Source organism: Nonomuraea antimicrobica (genome assembly GCF_039536965.1).
In the GTDB taxonomy this organism is placed as follows: domain Bacteria; phylum Actinomycetota; class Actinomycetes; order Streptosporangiales; family Streptosporangiaceae; genus Nonomuraea; species Nonomuraea antimicrobica.
The window spans coordinates 1-15785 of the sequence record NZ_BAAAZP010000170.1 but is presented as its reverse complement, the minus strand read 5'-3'; the positions used below and the strand labels follow the sequence as shown (position 1 = coordinate 15785).

General features: G+C 64.0%; 16 protein-coding genes. 10 read left to right on the top strand and 6 right to left on the bottom strand.

Annotation, left to right across the window (positions count from 1 at the left end):
• Positions 1-21 precede the first annotated feature (21 nt).
• From ABD844_RS40745 to ABD844_RS40715, 7 genes are all read left to right on the top strand, one after another.
• Positions 22-936: a hypothetical protein gene (locus tag ABD844_RS40745; protein WP_344890837.1), complete on the top strand. Its 915-nt coding sequence runs from the start codon at positions 22-24 to the stop codon at positions 934-936.
• A gap of 499 nt (positions 937-1435) precedes the next feature.
• Positions 1436-1744, top strand: a complete 309-nt coding sequence (locus ABD844_RS40740) for a hypothetical protein (protein WP_344890834.1) — start codon at positions 1436-1438, stop codon at positions 1742-1744.
• Between the two features lie 635 nt (positions 1745-2379).
• Positions 2380-2538 (top strand): ATP-binding protein, encoded by a 159-nt coding sequence (locus ABD844_RS40735; RefSeq protein ID WP_344890830.1) that lies wholly within the window; start codon positions 2380-2382, stop codon positions 2536-2538.
• The gene (locus ABD844_RS40730; protein ID WP_344890827.1) at positions 2529-3326 is read left to right on the top strand and encodes a hypothetical protein; all 798 of its coding nucleotides are present in this window, start codon (positions 2529-2531) and stop codon (positions 3324-3326) included. The genes ABD844_RS40735 and ABD844_RS40730 overlap by 10 nt, the downstream gene beginning before the upstream one ends.
• Before the next feature lie 122 nt (positions 3327-3448).
• A complete protein-coding gene (locus tag ABD844_RS40725; RefSeq protein ID WP_344890824.1) occupies positions 3449-3982 on the top strand; it encodes a hypothetical protein in 534 nt (177 codons plus the stop codon).
• Positions 3983-4452: 470 nt separating this feature from the next.
• Positions 4453-4872 carry a hypothetical protein gene (locus ABD844_RS40720; protein ID WP_344890820.1) on the top strand — a complete coding sequence of 140 codons (420 nt, stop codon included), beginning with the start codon at positions 4453-4455 and terminating at the stop codon, positions 4870-4872.
• Positions 4873-5109: 237 nt separating this feature from the next.
• The gene (locus ABD844_RS40715) at positions 5110-5316 is read left to right on the top strand and encodes a site-specific integrase (protein ID WP_344890817.1); all 207 of its coding nucleotides are present in this window, start codon (positions 5110-5112) and stop codon (positions 5314-5316) included.
• Positions 5317-5467: 151 nt separating this feature from the next.
• On the opposite strand, the gene ABD844_RS40710 is transcribed toward ABD844_RS40715, so the two are convergent.
• Together ABD844_RS40710 and ABD844_RS40705 are read right to left on the bottom strand one after the other, a co-directional pair.
• The gene (locus ABD844_RS40710; protein ID WP_344890814.1) at positions 5468-6718 is read right to left on the bottom strand and encodes a hypothetical protein; all 1251 of its coding nucleotides are present in this window, start codon (positions 6716-6718) and stop codon (positions 5468-5470) included.
• A 340-nt stretch (positions 6719-7058) separates the two neighbouring features.
• Entirely contained in the window at positions 7059-7376 is a 318-nt protein-coding gene (locus ABD844_RS40705; RefSeq protein ID WP_344890811.1) for a hypothetical protein, read from the bottom strand.
• 465 nt (positions 7377-7841) lie between these two features.
• Between ABD844_RS40705 and ABD844_RS40700 the strand changes: the two genes are divergently transcribed.
• Positions 7842-8585: a DUF6928 family protein gene (locus tag ABD844_RS40700; protein ID WP_344890808.1), complete on the top strand. Its 744-nt coding sequence runs from the start codon at positions 7842-7844 to the stop codon at positions 8583-8585.
• A gap of 272 nt (positions 8586-8857) precedes the next feature.
• Here the strand turns inward: ABD844_RS40700 and ABD844_RS40695 are convergent, their stop codons facing one another.
• The 3 genes from ABD844_RS40695 to ABD844_RS40685 all read right to left on the bottom strand — a co-directional run bounded on the left by ABD844_RS40695 (position 8858) and on the right by ABD844_RS40685 (position 11909).
• Positions 8858-9130, bottom strand: a complete 273-nt coding sequence (locus tag ABD844_RS40695; RefSeq protein ID WP_344890805.1) for a hypothetical protein — start codon at positions 9128-9130, stop codon at positions 8858-8860.
• Positions 9131-9472: 342 nt separating this feature from the next.
• Positions 9473-10417 carry a DUF6924 domain-containing protein gene (locus ABD844_RS40690; RefSeq protein ID WP_344890802.1) on the bottom strand — a complete coding sequence of 315 codons (945 nt, stop codon included), beginning with the start codon at positions 10415-10417 and terminating at the stop codon, positions 9473-9475.
• A gap of 781 nt (positions 10418-11198) precedes the next feature.
• Positions 11199-11909, bottom strand: a complete 711-nt coding sequence (locus ABD844_RS40685) for a hypothetical protein (protein WP_344890799.1) — start codon at positions 11907-11909, stop codon at positions 11199-11201.
• 645 nt (positions 11910-12554) lie between these two features.
• Between ABD844_RS40685 and ABD844_RS40680 the strand changes: the two genes are divergently transcribed.
• Positions 12555-13112, top strand: coding sequence for a DUF4365 domain-containing protein (locus ABD844_RS40680; RefSeq protein WP_344890795.1), 558 nt, complete (start codon positions 12555-12557; stop codon positions 13110-13112).
• Positions 13112-14410, top strand: a complete 1299-nt coding sequence (locus ABD844_RS40675; RefSeq protein ID WP_344890792.1) for a hypothetical protein — start codon at positions 13112-13114, stop codon at positions 14408-14410. The genes ABD844_RS40680 and ABD844_RS40675 overlap by 1 nt, the downstream gene beginning before the upstream one ends.
• 425 nt (positions 14411-14835) lie before the next feature.
• On the opposite strand, the gene ABD844_RS40670 is transcribed toward ABD844_RS40675, so the two are convergent.
• Positions 14836-15177: a hypothetical protein gene (locus ABD844_RS40670; RefSeq protein WP_344890788.1), complete on the bottom strand. Its 342-nt coding sequence runs from the start codon at positions 15175-15177 to the stop codon at positions 14836-14838.
• Between the last annotated feature and the right edge of the window lie 608 nt (positions 15178-15785).

The window sequence follows — 15785 nt, the reverse complement described above, 5'->3', positions numbered from 1 at the left end:
ACAGGGCGACGAGCGGCGCCGGTGAGCATGGTCGCGATCCGTTCCCCACCTCCGCCAAGCGCCCGCCCGGAAGTTCAGCCCGGATGTCCCTTCACCAAAGGTCTGCCCATCACCCCGTACAAGGCCGGACGTGGACCGAGCGGATGGCCGACGGATCGGCGCATTGTGGCTGCTCGCGGCCCGATCGCCACGCTCTCTGATCTACCTGCCGATGCGCGCCACTCCGGCCGCCCCGGGATCAACCCCGACCAGGACAAGAAGGAGAGATACCCGGACCGGCCGCCTGACGCGGGCACTCGCATGATTGTTACGTTCATCCCCATGGACCACGGCGCAAGATCATTGAACCTGACGGATGTAACTACGGCATTGAACATCACGCTCGATGCGCTCGAAGCCGCGAAGACCGACACGGCGTACCGCGTGTGCGGCACAAGCGCCGCACTCCTGCAAGGCGTCCCGATCCCTGCCGGGGACATCGACATCCTGCTCGCCAGCCGGGAGGACGTGAACACGTTTGCCGCAGCACTCTCATCGTTCCGCTGCCTATATGCCGCCTCATGGTTCCCCGAATCGTCGCAGTACTTCACCAGGTTCGAGGTGAATGGCATCGAAGTGGAGCTCAGCACCGTCGAGCGGCAAGTCGATTCAGACGGAATGGAATGTGCGGGCAGCGGCCCGTGGCAGCATTACGTCCTGATCACGTGCGGCTCGCACCAGGTGCCGGTGGTTCGGCTGGAACTCCGGTTGGTCACGGAACTCCTGCGAGACCGGCCCGACCGATACGACCCTCTCCTCGACTACCTGGGTACGCACGGGTTCGACTCTGACCTGTTGCAACGGGCAATGAACGCCCACCAAATTCCCGCTCACCATCGGCGACTCACTCAAGACCGCCTCGCCCACTCCGCCTTCGACACTCCCCCACCTGCATAATCTTCCCACCTGCCTCGCCAATCCGGAGAGCAAGGGGCCAGGGGCAAAGGATGGCGAAGAAGGACCTTGGCCGGGGTATCGGTCGCCCCACGTGAGGGAAATTACGAGAGCAAACGTAACCCTGCCTTCTCACGGAATCAGGGCGATCGAGTGACCCACTTCGGCGTAGCCCGCCATCGCGACATAGCAGACATGGATGGCTTCGGCGATACAGCATGCCGGGGAGGTGCAGCACCGCAGTTTGCCGAGGACCCATTGCGCCGGCCGATAGCGCGTTCACTCGGCTTGCACGTCCGGGCATGAGCGCGGTTGGCGTACTTCTGCGACTCCTGCTCCCCGACTCATGATGGAAGTGAAGGTGTGATCCGCTAGGCTGACGTGACGTGAGAAGCATCGCGACATTCGACGCGATGATGACCGCCCGCCACTTGATCCGCCTCAGGCGGTTCGACAAGATGTTCCTCGATCGAACGTCCTGCGAAACCGAGGAGCTGACTTAGTGGACTTCACCGTGATGTGGCCAGTCGTTCTGGGTGTCGGATGTTTTCCAGTCGCCTTCGGAATATACCTGATGGTCACCAATAAAATTCCCCGTCCGATGCTCGGCAAGAGCGCAATAAATGCGCCTCGCCGCTTCGGTTCGGGCCAGCTATTCATAGGTCTTTTCTGCGTTTTCCTGGCACTGTCCAACATGGCGATGGGCTGGTCACGCACGCTGTCTCTGGCGCTGAACCTTCTGGCGGTCGGATGCACCCTGATAGGCTCGTACTTCATGCTCTCGGCGTTATTCCCTCGCCGCACACCTTGAGCACAAAGCAATGAATCACAAGCCAACGACGTGCCGTTTGCGCTGGTTGTATGTTGCACGTCTCCTGAGAGCCGCCTCTCCACAGTGCGCGTCGCAGGCAGAGCTAACTACTCCTGAGAAGGTATCGCCCAGACGCAGCCGCCGACTTGAAGCGACCGGTGTGACGGCACCAGAAGGGTGCGCTGTCCTCGTAGTTCGCTCGCAGCGCCGGCGGCCGGCTCCAACTGAGCCCTCATGATAGGGAGTCTGAAGCCATCCCGACGCCGAAGTTCGAGCGTTTCTCCGGGATTCCAGCCCCCCGAACGCCAGTGACCGATAATCCGTACGCTGGATCCCGGCCCGGCTTCCATAGCCATCGCCCGGAAGTGAAACGGCCCTCCTTCCCCGCGCGAGGCGACGCGGTACCGTTCTCCGCACCCGCCACACACACGCTCAGCAAGAAAAGGAGCAGCATCGGCCGCTGGGTCAGCTTCGTGCTGGATCACCCCCATACTGTAGGTCACGTAACCGAAAGGCATAAATCACGCCAAGTGGGCCTGAGCTGCTCCTACAAAGCCGCAAAAAGAGAGCCGCGATCAGCACGCGCCAACCAGCACACCCCGGTTTCCAGGTCGGCACTTTGCTACCGTTTGCCCATGCTGGTGGGGCGCGAGTCTGAGCAGGAGCGGATCGCTCGGCTCCTCTCCGATGCCCGGCTCGGGCGCAGCGGCGCGCTGGCGATCCACGGTGAGGCCGGCATCGGCAAATCCGCCTCCTCAAGTACGCCGTCACGACGGCACACGACATGGCCGTGATCTCCGCGGTCGGGATCGAGTCCGAGGCCGAAGTCCCGTTCGGTGCTCTCCATCTGCTCCTCCACCGCTACCCCGACCGCGTCGTGGCGCTGCCAGGCCCGCAGGCGACGGCACTGCGCGGGGCCTTCGGCCTCGCCGACACCGGCATGCGGGACCGTTTTCTCATCGGTGCGGCGTCCTTGACCCTCCTTGCCGACATCGCCGGTGAACGTCCCGTGCTCTACGTGGTCGACGACGCCCAGTGGCTCGATCAAGCCTCATCGGATGCCCTGCTGTTCGCCGCGCGGCGACTCAGCGACGATCCCATCACCATGCTTTTCGCCTTCCGCGACGAAGGTGACCGCTCCCCCGTGCCGGGGCTCGAGGGCGTCCGGCTCGCCGCCTTGAGCCCTGCCGCCGCAAACCAGCTCCTGAACGTACGGACACCCGGCCTGACGACGCCCGTTCAGAAGCGGGTGCTGGCCGAGGCCGACGGCAACCCGCTGGCCATCATCGAACTCGGCTCGGAGATCAGGTCCGGGCGTCCGGTTCCCGGTGACCAGGCCGGCCCACTGCGGGTCGCCGGCCGGGTCCAGGACGTCTTCCGCCCCCAACTCGCCGCGCTGCCCCCGGCCACCCGCCTGCTCATGGCGGTGGCGGCGGCCGCCGAGAACGCCGGTCTCAACGTGATCCTCCGCGCCGCCGCCCGGGCCGGTGCGGACGCGAGCGATCTGGGACCTGCTGAGCAGGCGCGGTTCATCTCGGTCTCAGGGGACGAGGTGAGGTTCCGGCATCCGCCGCCATACTGACCGGTCAGCGACACGCTGATCGCCGGACGTGGCACCGGGCGGCGGCGGTCACCGGGCCCGACGAGAAGATCGCCGGAGAGCTCGAACAAGTCGCGCGGCGGGCCCAGGACCGGGGCGGCACCATGGCGGTCGCCGCCGCGTACGAGCACGCGGCCCGCCTGAGCACCGACAAGGAGGGCAAGGCTCGTCGTATCGTCAACGCGGCGCGGGCAGCGTACGACGCCGGACGCCCCATGTGGGCCAACCGTCTCGCCACCGAAGCCGTCTCCTCGACGAACGAGCCCCGCTTGGCGGCCGAGGCGACCTTCATCCGTGCGCAGGTGGAGTACGAGGCCACCTCACCGGCGGCCGACGCCGCACTCGCCCTGGAGGTGATTCGGAGCTTGAACTGTCTGGAGAGGCTGGAGCTGTCGGCCGACTCCAGGCTTCGTCCCCTGGTCAGTGGCCTGATCGGCTGGGGCAGGCTCTTCGCTGGCAAGCCCGACTCCGCGGTCCCGTTGATGAGGTCACTGATCGGCGCCGCACCCACGGGAATGCCCTGGTGGAGGGACGGGCTGCAGTTGGGCGTGCTCGCCGTCGCGACGACCACGTTCGCCACGACGGTCCAGCTAGTGCGGCTCTCCGACCGTTCTGGACCCTCGGCGCGATCGTGCTGATAGTGGCGATCATCCGTGGATGGATACGGCTGGCGCTTCCCCTGGCGCTGGTCGCAGCGCTCGAGTCCAGCCGTTTTCTGGTCCTTCCGTAGAAGGCGCTGAGGGTAGCCGAATTCGGTCCCCCATATGTCGAGGTGTCGAGCATGGTGCCCTTCTGGGTGATCGCCGCGGGGCTGGCCGTCCACCGCCAGAAGGCCGCGACGACTATCCCGGCGCCGACCTCTCCGACACCTCGGACGCTTTCCCGCACGGCGATCAGCCAGGCTACCGAACCTGTTCGTTCGTCACCCTGACCACGCCATCCTTCGGCACCGTCCACGCCCGCCGCGAGCACAACGACAAGGCCCCCCGCCGGAGGCAAGAGCATCTGGCTGCACTTCACACGCGAATGCATCTCATGGTCAACTCGGGGAATGTCGGCGATCGTCACATCCATCATCGCGGTCACGGGGACCCTCCTAGGATCTCTGATGACATTCCTGCTCCAGCGTCGTTCCATCGACAGGTCGGAAAGGTTCGCTCGAGCGGAGCGGCTTCGAGGTGAGCAGATCAAGATCTACAGCGACTTCGCGCGTACGATTCTGGACTTCCGCAGTGCTCAACGACGGGCCTGGGGTAAGCGGGCCGAAGACGACAGGAACGGCGAGGCCTACCGCACGGCGGTGGATGACGTCCTGCGCGCACGTGCAGCGGGGTGGACGGCTCTGTATCAGGTAGAGCTGGTCACAGAGGATGTCGAGATCAGACGACTCGCGAACCACGCCATGGAGTTGGTCAAGAGCATGAACGAGGCCGAGACCGCGGATGCTGTGAAGGCTCTGACTCCGGAAGTTCGCGTGGCGGTGGAGGACTTCGTCCGTGCGGCGGGCGTCATGGTGCGGAAGGTATAGGTGTGCGCGGTCCGAGCGCGGGCGCACGCGAGAACGTCCCCCAGGCCGCACCCGCAGCGGGTGGCCGCGCTCGGGCGGCACTCCGCGCCGCCGCTTGACCGTGCGCCTCAATCGCCGCCAAGGTGTACCGACTCCTACGCGCGGTGCTGATGACGGCGGTCGACGAGGACAAGCTGATCAGTCGAAATCCATGCCGCATCAAGGGCGCGGGCAACGAAACACACCCCGGAACGGCCGGTGCTCACCGTGGCGCAGGTCTTCGAACTGGCCGACCGGATGGCAGACAGACGGTTCAAGGCACTGATCCTGCTGACCACGTTCGCGAGCCTGAGATGGGGAGAGGCGATCGCGCTGCGACGCTCCAGCATCGACCTGGAACGCCGCACCGTGGACGTCCGCGAACAGCTCCTCGAACTCGACGGCAGAGCGATGCGCCTCGGATGATCAGCTTCCGCCTCAGCCACCTACGGCTCTGCTCTCAGCACAGCGATCACCCGGAGCCGGAGTGCCCCCGCCGGAGGCTTCTTGTCACCCATCAGTCGCTCAGCCACCTCGGCCCGGCAGCGCGCCCGCGCCGCGCGACGGGGCCCAGTCCTCACCCCTCCCGGCTCCTGTAGGTGGCCCGCAGGTCGATCAGCTTCTCCCTGGCCACCTCGTCCAAGGCCCGGCGCTGATCCGGGTCCTCCTCCCAGGTGGCCTCCGCGCACAAGACCCTGGCCGCCTCGTGCGGCTCGGCGTCGCGCACCACGTACCAGACGGTGTCGCCACAGCCGTGCCTGCCGTGATCGCGGCGTAGGACCGTTACGATGCCGGAGACGAGGATCTGCCTGGTCCACGGGTTCCTGGCCAGAACCTGCCGATCCACTGTCAGCCCGTCGTCCATGACCTCGCCGCCGAGCATGTCGTCCTCCCACCGCCACACGCGGCGGCTGACACCCAGTGGTACATACAGGGCGCCACGGCCTTCGACGGGCACAGAGAACGTCCGGGTGCCGCTGCGGCACAACTCCTTGGCGATGCGCTCGCCGTCGGCGTACTCGCGCAGCAGATCCCCGCCTAGGTTTTGCCCGGAGAACGAGCCCCGCCACGCCTGCTCGGCGTAGTAGCGGTCGATCAGCGGATCCTTGAACCGCCCCGCACGCGCCCGCGGCGGGGTGCAGGAGGCCGGGGTGAGGTCCGCGCCGTCCTCGATGTCGACCCCGCCCTCGCGCAGCAACTCGTGAACGGTGACGCCCCTGCCCTCGGCCTTGCGGCGCAACCTACGCAGCCAGCCGTCGAAGGTGTCCAGGTCCGGGTCCACGCGCAGCGACGCCCAGTCCGCCACCGCCGAGACCGGCACCGGCACCTCCCGCCGCGCCGGCGGTTGCACGAGCTGCTCGGGCTCAAGGTCGATCGAGTAGTACAGCACTCCGCGCGCAATGTAGGAGAACGGCGCCGCATGCGTGATCGGGTCGAAGACATCCCGGATCGGCCAGAACCTCAGCAGCCATGTCTCGTCGCACTCACCCGTGGCATGCCCGTCGCCCGGCTCGGACTCACGCAGGTACATGTGCACGCCGTACTCGAAACGCGGCGGCCCGATCAGGAAGTCATGCCCCCTGCCGTCCATCATCGCGACGATCGTGACCACGCCACTCTCCGCGACGAACGTCGTCGAACTGACCGGCGTCCACGAGGCATCCGCGGGCCCCGGCTCGGCGTCCCAGGACTCCAGCCGCATGCCCGCGACGAAGTGGTAGATCTCGTCGGTGGGTGAGCTCCACGCCGGCAGGTCGGTGCCGTCCAGCCCAAACGTGTTGTACTGGATATAGACCTCGTCGTCGAGCCTCCGCAGCAACTGTGCCATGTCAACGCCTTCGCCCTTGTTGATGATCGTCCCGCCTTGGCGGAGTATGGCCCACCCCACTGACAATCCGATCCGCGCCGCACACATCTTGATCTCGAACGCTTCAGGCCTGCGGAAAATGATCGCCCATGAATCGCCCGATACGAGGAAGCCTTGGGACGGCCCTCACTGGCTCCGACGCATCCCATTTCCGCTTCGACCCTGACCTCTGCGAACGACCCAGCATGGCCGAGCTCCTTCAACCGGCTCAAGCAGTCCCAAGGCTGGCCACTCACTGCGACAAGACCGCGCCCACTGCGCTGTCACTCCTGCTCTGGCCGTAATCATTTGAAGACACGCTCTAGAGATCGGGCCATGTGCAGGTGGCGAGATAAGGGGACCGGCCGGTGACGAACCAGTTCTGAAGGTCATGGAGTCGTTCGATGGCGGCCTCGTAGTGCTGGGGTGGTTCGGGACCGGGGAAGTTCGGATGGCTGGTATGGCTGGGGACAGAATCGGCTATGTACCAGTAGCCTTCGACCAGCCACCGGTCGAGTCGCTCATTGGTCTTCTGCTCAGCGCAGACACACACCGGCAATACGCTGGCGGCCAACGCTGACACGTCCATCGGGGACCTCATGGCAAGGATGGGACACGCCAGCACGCGCGCCGTGCTCATCTACCAGCACTCCACCGACGAACGTCAGCGCGAGGTCGCCCAGAAGCACGACGGTCTCGCCTGCGGCGCGCTTGACAAGCCATCGGGCACGCAACGGGCACGAGGCCCCGAATACCTCCTTGGAAGATCGAAAGCCCAGGTCACTGACTTGGGCTTTTGTATGTGTGGAGCCTAGGAGCTTCGAACTCCTGACTTCCTGCTCGCAAAACGGTCCGATCTTCAAGCGCAACGGCCTCGACCTGCGCGGAGGACGGTCCTGTCCGCGAGTGACCGTGAGTGACCGCTGTTGACCGTCCTTAATGGCACGCTAGTGGCACGATGATCACGTTAGCTCGTGAACTGGAGTTGGACGCCAGCGTCAGCAAAGCATGGGGCCTCGACCGGCATTCCGGCGCCTGTCGCTGATGCGCCTGCTCGCTAGGGTTGGCCTGTTGTCGTGCCAGGCGACTGGAGACGGGGGAAGCCGTGGGAGCAAAGACCGGACTGCTTGGCTACGCCGACGGTGAGATCGTCGACGCGCTACGCCACGCCTCCGAGCCAAGCGCTGAAGAGACGACCACGATGGTCCGTTGCCTCCATCCCGGCTGGCACGTAGAGCCGGCCGACGACAGTTCGCTTGGCGATGGAACCTATCCACCTGATGGAATCACCTATGGGGCGAGCCATCCAGGCGTGGACATCATCTGCGACCGGCGCCTTATGATCGACTATCCCTCCCAGCTTCCCGATCATCTGATCAGAGCAAGCGCCGGACGGAAGCTGATCCTGCACGCGATGCACAGTGTGGTGGACTGGCTCGCCTTCGCCGTTTGGGAAGACGGTCACCTGATCCGCTCACTCAGTCTTTCACCGGACAACGGGATCATGGAGAACATCGGGCAGCCGTTCCCCTTCGAAGCCCCTTACTGGGCCGGGCACCGTCCTGTTCCCCCGGACCCCCACTGGGACGACCAAGAACCGTACGCGCTGCCGTTCCATCCTCTTGACCTAGGAGAAGAAGCACTTCGGGCCCTGTTCGGCTTCGTCCTGGAGGGTAGGCCGGAACCTGGTGACATCGACCCCGACGATGTCCGTCTGTATGGCTACCGGCTCACTAACCCCGCAGGTCCGGACCTAGCAGCAAGGAAAGCCGAGCTGGAAACAACCATCAAGGCAATGGGAAACCCACGACGCTTCCGGATGCTCTCTGATCGAGATGACAACGACTGATCAAGTGCCCGTTCCACAAGACCGCGTTCCCCTTACTCACCATCTCATCGAGCACGTGATGGGCCAGCCAGGGCGTCCAGTGGACTGGGCTGAGAAACGACGCCCTGGACCATCGATCTCCCCCAGTCACCTCGGCGGCTGGCCACGGATAGACAGTCTGGAAGGTAGTCCTTGCCGCAAAGATCATTCTGTACATATTCCGCGCGGACAATCAGCTTCGGCACGCGCCTGCCGGATCACCCAAGCCACGACGTCACTCAGCCGAATGCTGATCAAAACAGCATCCCCTCAGGGCTGTAGCCGAGAACCACACCGGAGATCCGTACACCGATCCGTGGATGATCGGCGAAGGTGTCGGCGGCGCGATCCCGGACGAGAGCACGCCCGGCGTGGGCATACGTGTGGATCGGATCGTCCACCTCTACGCCGATGCCAAAGGTGTGATGACAGAGCACTCGTCCCTTGACAAGGGAATCGACCTCGACAGTCGCCGACTTCACGGTGAAGCCGCCCGTGTCGAGATCATGCATGTCCCAGATCACCACGTCGCCGGCATCGCGGCCATCGGATCGGGAACAGGCGGGATGGCCGACTTGAGCGTCACGATCGCCGTTGCTCAGGCAGGGAGAGTGAGGCCAGCTCAGCTCCCTCCCCCAGCTCGGAAGCAGGCCGCAACCACACTGCTCGGTGAGCCGTCCTGAGGAACGAAGCACGGATCGTCGATGGCCCCAAGAATCTACGGCGACCGGCCATGCCGTGGCGATCGTAGGGCTGCTGCACCTGTGCGGCGGCGTGGCAACCCCGGTCGGCGAGGCCAGCGTGCGGTGCCCGGCCCGGTGTCCCGCCGCCGGCCGGGACCGGCCCCCAGGCCGCCGCAGCGATGAAGTTCAGGAGCCCTCCCACCATGGCTCCACACCCTCCTCGGCGACGAACTCGTGGAAGTCCATGTTGGCGATCTCCAGGTTGCACGCGAGCGACCCGACCATGCGGCATGGAAGGAGGGCGGGTTGTCCTGGGGTGTCGTACAGGTCGACAACGATCAGCGGTCGGCCGGGCTCGGCGAAGGTCCGATCGTCGGCGAGCGCGACCAACGTGGTGTGCTCCTCGGGCGGCACCAGCGCCGGGACCTGGCCCGGCTGGAGCCCCTCAAAGGCCCGGTCGTCGACGACCAGCGCCTCCAGCGGGTAGTGATCCACGTCGATCTCGTCCGGGTTCAGGTCCGCGCCGAGCCGCCCGTCCCCGTCGGCCCCGCCCAGCTCGTCCAGCAGAGCGCGCCAGCCCTGCTCGTCGTCGAAGGAGATGCGGACCAGCAGGGCCGTGGCGGTGGAGGGCAGTGCGGGGAAGGACCGGTACGGTGGCGCCGTCGGCACGGGGAAGGCCGGCCGGCCGCCGTCCCCCAGGTACATGCCGCAGGTGTCCATGTTGCGCACCAGGTCGTCGAAGGCGAGCGCGCCGCCCAGCAGGGCGGCCAGGATCTCGCCGAGCCGGGCCGGCGGAACCCGGACGCCGCGCCCGGGTATCGCCGCCAAGTCCACCAGCAGTGGCCCATCCCCGCCGTACACCACGGGGATGTCCGCCAAGACGACGACCGGCGGCACGGAGCCGCCGTCCAGGATGAGCGCCGGGACGTTACCGCCGTGCAGGTAATCCCATCCGGGGTTCTCGACCAGGCGCAGCCGCGCCCCGCTGCCCCCGAGGACGAGCACGTCGCCTTCTTGATGGCCTCCCATCTCGTCGAGCAGTTCGCCCCACAAGGCTTTGCCGTCCTCGTAGCACGTGCAGACCAATAGCACATCACCGGGCGCCGGCTGGGGAAGCTTGAGACGGGACATGACTCCTCCGAAGGACGACGCGAAGATCAGGACCCTACCGTGGAGGAGGGCGCAACCCACCACCCGCAGCGGCGCGGAACGGCGGGCAGCACCCGCGGCATCCACAGATGCCCAGCCTGCAACTGCCCCGGCCCATATGCTCCAGGAGCCCGGGAGTGGGCTCCCAGTTTTGAAGGTGTGAGTGCGCTAAGTCTGGCTACGGTTGCACGCGTGGCTGTACTCTGCAGCTGTGCAAGATCGAAAAGGCCACTTCCCGATCAGGGGGAGTGGCCTTTGACCTGTAGTGGAGCCTAGGAGATTCGAACTCCTGACTTCCTGCTTGCAAGTCGGTCTGATCTTCGAGGACGACCGCCTCGACCTGGACGACAGGCAGTCCGCCAGTGACCGTGACTGACCCCTGTTGACCACCCTCAATGGCACGCTAATGGCACGGCGATCAGCCCGCGACCTGGTGTTTTCCCGTGCGCCGCGCGCACCCTGCCCGCCTGATCATCCCGTCTGCCGTCGTCCCGCCCGAAGGGGAAGCGGGCCAGGGCCATGGGGCAAGGTGGAGCGCCCCACCGGACGAGCGACCTTGGCCCCGTGGCCCTAGTCTGCTCGGCTTGTCCCGCGTCGATGGCCGGCGGGATGATCAGGCTTCCACCTTAGCCACAGACCGACCTTGGCCACCGAGCAGGGATCATCCCGGAGTCAGAGGCCCCGGCCGGAGGCATGATTGGTTGTCACCGTGGCCGGGCGTGACTGCGGCATGTTCCCGGGCGTCGCCGCAGACCGGTTCCGCTCACCAGCTCAGCACCTTCGACCGGCCGGTTGGGGCCGATAGCCGCTCACGCAGCACCTGCGTGCCCAGCGGGACCAGCGCCACACACAGTAGGACGGTGACCAGCACATCGGGGATCGAGGCAGCCTTCAGCACGCCCATCCAGGTGCCTCCCGCCAGCAGCAGCATCAAGGCCCGGGCGGTGCCGAATATGCCGGAGCGCCAGGCTGCGATGGCCAGTAGGAGCGAGCCCGCGTACTGGCCGACCGAGGCCCAAACCGGTACCCGCCATGGCCCATAGGAGATGTCGACGTACTCCTTCATGATGGCGTTCGTCGCCTGGTCCAGTCCGAGGACCTCGGTGAGCTGGAAGGCGGTCTGGTCCGCACCGGTGAAGTACAGGCGGGCAAAGAGCCCGGCGACCAGCAGCGTGGCACCCCAAAACGCAAGGCCGCTCCCCACTCGCTGTGCCAGTGCGATGAAGGCAGGGAAGATCAGTACCGCCCCCAGCGCGAAGACCGCGTAGGAGAGCGTGAGCAGGGCGGGTGCTGATGTGTAGGCGAGGAGCTGGCCGTAGGCGGCGAACGGCTTCGTCTCGGCCCACGCCTGCTGCTGAGGGGTGAGGGCGGTGGTCGAGCTCAGGTAGCGCAGCAGGTATCCGGCGCACAGGACGACCGGCCCCAGAATGAGCGTCACGCCACCGATCCACCGTCCGGGGAAGTGCATGTTCATGGGAGCGAGCCTGTCGCGGATGGGTCGGATGGATCATCCGTCGATCGTCAGCTCGTACCCCTGTCGAAAGTCAGGTCAGCAGGTTGGCCGGTAGTGGCGGGACGGTCTGGATCAGGTAGCGATGGCTGCGTCGTGCTTCGTGGCCGTGCGGTCTCAGCACGGGCGCGCGCGAGAACGACCCCCAGGCCGCACGTGCAGCGTGCGGCCGAGCGCAGGGCCGCGCGGCGGCGCGGAGCGCCGCCCTTGAACGCCACACGGTGGACGTCCGGCAACAGTTCCTCGAACTCGACGGCGGGGAGATGCGCCTCGGCCCTCTCAAGTCACGAGCCGGCCTCGTACGGCGCGCTTTGCGAGCAAACCGCATTGTCAGCTCGGATCACAATCGTCCAGTACGGCGATGCCCGAACGGGTTCCCCCGTAGGGCGAAGGCAGGTGTCCCACACTTGAAGGCGTCTACGAGTTGAAGCTTCTGTACCTAGAGTTACAATACAAATAGGCTGGGATGAATATATGGATTTGCGCGACCGAAATGTTCGATCAAGCCTGCACACACAAAGACATAACTATCGCAGTCTCCATCTTTTCCGATATCGGCATATTGTCTACACTCGTGGTGGTCGTGAGTGCGGATAGTAGGAGGTCGGAGTGTCGGACGCGTTCATTGACGCTTACGGTTCGGCTCAAGACACAAGGTCTAAGCACTTCACGACATGCATGGAACAACTGCAGGAAGCGTACGTCATGGGGGTAGCATCAGCAGCAGGCTGCACCGTGGAGTTCAAACGACGCGACGTTTTCGGCATAGATATCCAGCTCATTCGTCCTCCCGAATCCACATCAGAGGAGGAGGTAAGCGTCTATGCGCAGCTCAAAAGCACGATGACTATCAAGCCGGACACGACTAAGAATTTTTTCAGCTATCAGTTCAAAAAGCGCCAGTACATGGAGCATCTAGTTAAGCGCAGAAGCAACCCGAAGGCAATACTGATAGTTATGGCAATGCCCACCGTCCAAGCCAACTGGACTCTTGCAACACACGAGAATTTGCTAATTTCACACTCCTGTTACTGGGTAAGCCTGGAAGGTGCAAATATAAAGCCGGGCGTACAAGCGCCATCGGTTCGCATACCTACGGGAAATATATTCGACGTTCGAGCGCTGAAGCAGATCATGGATAGGCTTGATCGCGGGGAGGCGTTATAGTGAATAACTCTGGCGACTCTTCAGTTCAGGGGCCAGTTGACCCAATCCGGCTAACTGTGCTACTGGAAGATGTGGGCTGGCGCTTGGTGGGTGGCCGGCGGGGCTCCTATAATCGCTTCATCCCTCCGGGTGAGGAGGATGACAGAAGCTCATCCATCCTCGTGCCCCTCGACGTTGAAGCGCCAGACTTCACAGATCTTATTACAGCTGCGATAGTTGAGATAAGATCATCACCGTATCGCGAGCAGTGGGATCGCCTTATCGCACCTCGCCTAATGGTCGATGCAGTCGACCAGTTCCAGTTTCGAAAAGAGACACGCCTTCCTTCAGGGCTAATTTCATGGACCGGCGGAGAAAATCTCATTGAAGCGGCCCGCTTGTCCCTGCTAGCTGGCGCCAAGTCCTATATGGAGAGAATGAGCTACTACGGCAATAAGCTTGGCTCATTCGCGAAGAGATACCTTGACAGTGTGCTTATGGGACAGACATCTCCTGGAAGTTACGTGGTCACCGCCTTCGCCCCCGTCGCCGAGCGAGTACCAATTCGCGCCAGCTCTTCTAACACGTTAGGCTTCGAAGGTATAGATGTAGTTCAGAGTCGTAAGCTCAATATCGCCGTCGTAAACTCTCTCGAAGCTACTGTCGAAGCCATTACACACTACCGGTCAACTGCTTCTTACTCAGGCTTTGATGTAGGAGTTGAGCGAGGCGTATCATACGAAATGACGGTGGCTCTGGCGCGAATTTCTGATAGCGCCGAAGAGGCCGACATCTCGATCGAATGGGATCCCCTATCGCCGGACCCAAACCTCCCAGCAACTCAACGATTTGAGCTGCGAAGCTCTGATACAGAGATCCTATATAAGGCGGCAACTCGGCTAGTGGCTCCTCCTCCTGCTCGACGGGTCACCGTGGTAGGAAGAGTCCACCTGCTAACTAAGAAGCATGTGGGCGGAGCCGGTGTGGTAGGCATCGAGGCTCTTAAGCCTGGGGAATACAAAAAACTGCGAGTACGCATGGAGTCGGCCGAAGATTATCATCGGGCCGTTCACGCCCATGATAATGATCTTGCCATCAGCGTAAGCGGTAATCTCTCCCGCGAGGGAAATATAAATTGGGTTTATGATGCTCGACTTGATGAAATTATTGGCCCCATCGAGAGTGTAACTCGCGGGTCGCGCAGCGGACCGACTCAATTGTATCCGGATCTCGATATTGATACGATTCGCCGAGCTTCCGACACATCTGCCGATGAGGTCAACAACAGTCCGCCAGATCGTGGCGAAATTGATCCCTAGGGTAGTCGGCATCGATCAACACGCACCCCACTCTGTGCCGCCGCGTATTAGCCGTGGCCGTTCCGGATCGCGGGCGTCAACCATGGAAACGCTCCATGATTCATTCCGGGTATATTCCGGGATAAGCGACAAACGGCCCACTCACGGCGGCATCCGGTTGCACGCCCCTGAAACGCAGAAGAGGTCCCGAAAGGCCTCTGACCTGCTGTTACTGCTGATGGCAGCTACAAGGTTCGAACTTGCGTAGGCTGAGCCGACAGTTTTACAGCACGTGACCGTTCCAGCGGAGGAACGGCCTTCTACCTGCAACAGGGCCTTGCGCCGCGGCCATGAGGCTCATGATCATTGCACGCATATTGCACGGCCACCGCTGGGACCGGAACAGCCGGAAGACTGAACACGGTGACCAGGCTTCCACCTGCGCCCTACGCCGTATCTTCTTCTGCTGGGCGTGCGGTCTTTCCGGCGAGCAGGGCACAGAGCAGGGCCGTGAGCATGAAGCCGACCACCACGGGGATCCCGATCAGCATGCCGAACGCAAGGGTCTCGTTGGACACCCAGGAGCCATACTGCGGCTGGAGTACGACGACCGCCAGCATGACGAAGGGGGCCACCAGACCAACGGCCGGCCAGTAGGGCAGGCGGCCCACCCACGCAGCCAACATGCTGAGCGGGAAGGGCGCCAGCGCGAACGCCATTGCCAACTTGAGCTGAGAATCCGAGTCGTTGGCCGGCCAGGCAAGGAGAAGCAGCAGTAAGACCGCCACCGTGGACCCCGCCAAGGCCGACCGCAATAAGAGACGCACAGGGAGATTGTCCCGGATCAAGAACTGGCCGGTCGACAGCCGTCAACTGCTCGACTGAAACTCGACGACGAGTCAGGGCCAAGTGCAGACGACGGCCTCCCGACCATGCATCCTGGAGCACGTGATCGCGCCGCAACTCCCCGACCCGCTGCCGCACTTCTACGACTGTGGCTGCCCGGACATCTACTTCTGCCCCAACGTCCGAAGAGGTCGAGTGCCCTCGCCACAGCGGGTTCTCCGTCTGCTGCGGCAACATACCCGGCCATATCCCCGTGCGGACGCACGCGCGTCTCACCTGATCATCCCGTCCGCCGTCGTCCCGCCCGAAGGGGAAGCGGACATGGGCCACGGGGTCAAGGTGGAGCACCCCGCCGGACGAACCACCTTGACGCCGTGGTTCATGTCTGCTCGGCTTGTCCCGGGTCGAAGGCGGGCGGGATGATCAGGCTTCCACCTCAACCACCTACGGCGCCTGTCCCTGGCTCGGCGATCATCCCGGAGCCAGAGGCTGTCCGTGGCCGTGCAAAAGTAGCCGCAGGTGGCCGGGTTGAGGTCACCGCTGGTGGCCA

Excerpts from the sequence above, each read along its gene's own strand:
- ABD844_RS40725 (WP_344890824.1), top strand. The coding sequence starts at position 3,449 with ATGGCGGTCGCCGCCGCGTACGAGCACGCGGCCCGCCTGAGCACCGAC.
- ABD844_RS40685 (WP_344890799.1), bottom strand. The coding sequence starts at position 11,909 with ATGAACATGCACTTCCCCGGACGGTGGATCGGTGGCGTGACGCTCATT.
- ABD844_RS40735 (WP_344890830.1), top strand. The coding sequence starts at position 2,380 with ATGCTGGTGGGGCGCGAGTCTGAGCAGGAGCGGATCGCTCGGCTCCTC.
- ABD844_RS40705 (WP_344890811.1), bottom strand. The coding sequence starts at position 7,376 with ATGAGCACGGCGCGCGTGCTGGCGTGTCCCATCCTTGCCATGAGGTCC.
- ABD844_RS40730 (WP_344890827.1), top strand. The coding sequence starts at position 2,529 with ATGGCCGTGATCTCCGCGGTCGGGATCGAGTCCGAGGCCGAAGTCCCG.
- ABD844_RS40720 (WP_344890820.1), top strand. The coding sequence starts at position 4,453 with ATGACATTCCTGCTCCAGCGTCGTTCCATCGACAGGTCGGAAAGGTTC.
- ABD844_RS40710 (WP_344890814.1), bottom strand. The coding sequence starts at position 6,718 with ATGGCACAGTTGCTGCGGAGGCTCGACGACGAGGTCTATATCCAGTAC.
- ABD844_RS40690 (WP_344890802.1), bottom strand. The coding sequence starts at position 10,417 with ATGTCCCGTCTCAAGCTTCCCCAGCCGGCGCCCGGTGATGTGCTATTG.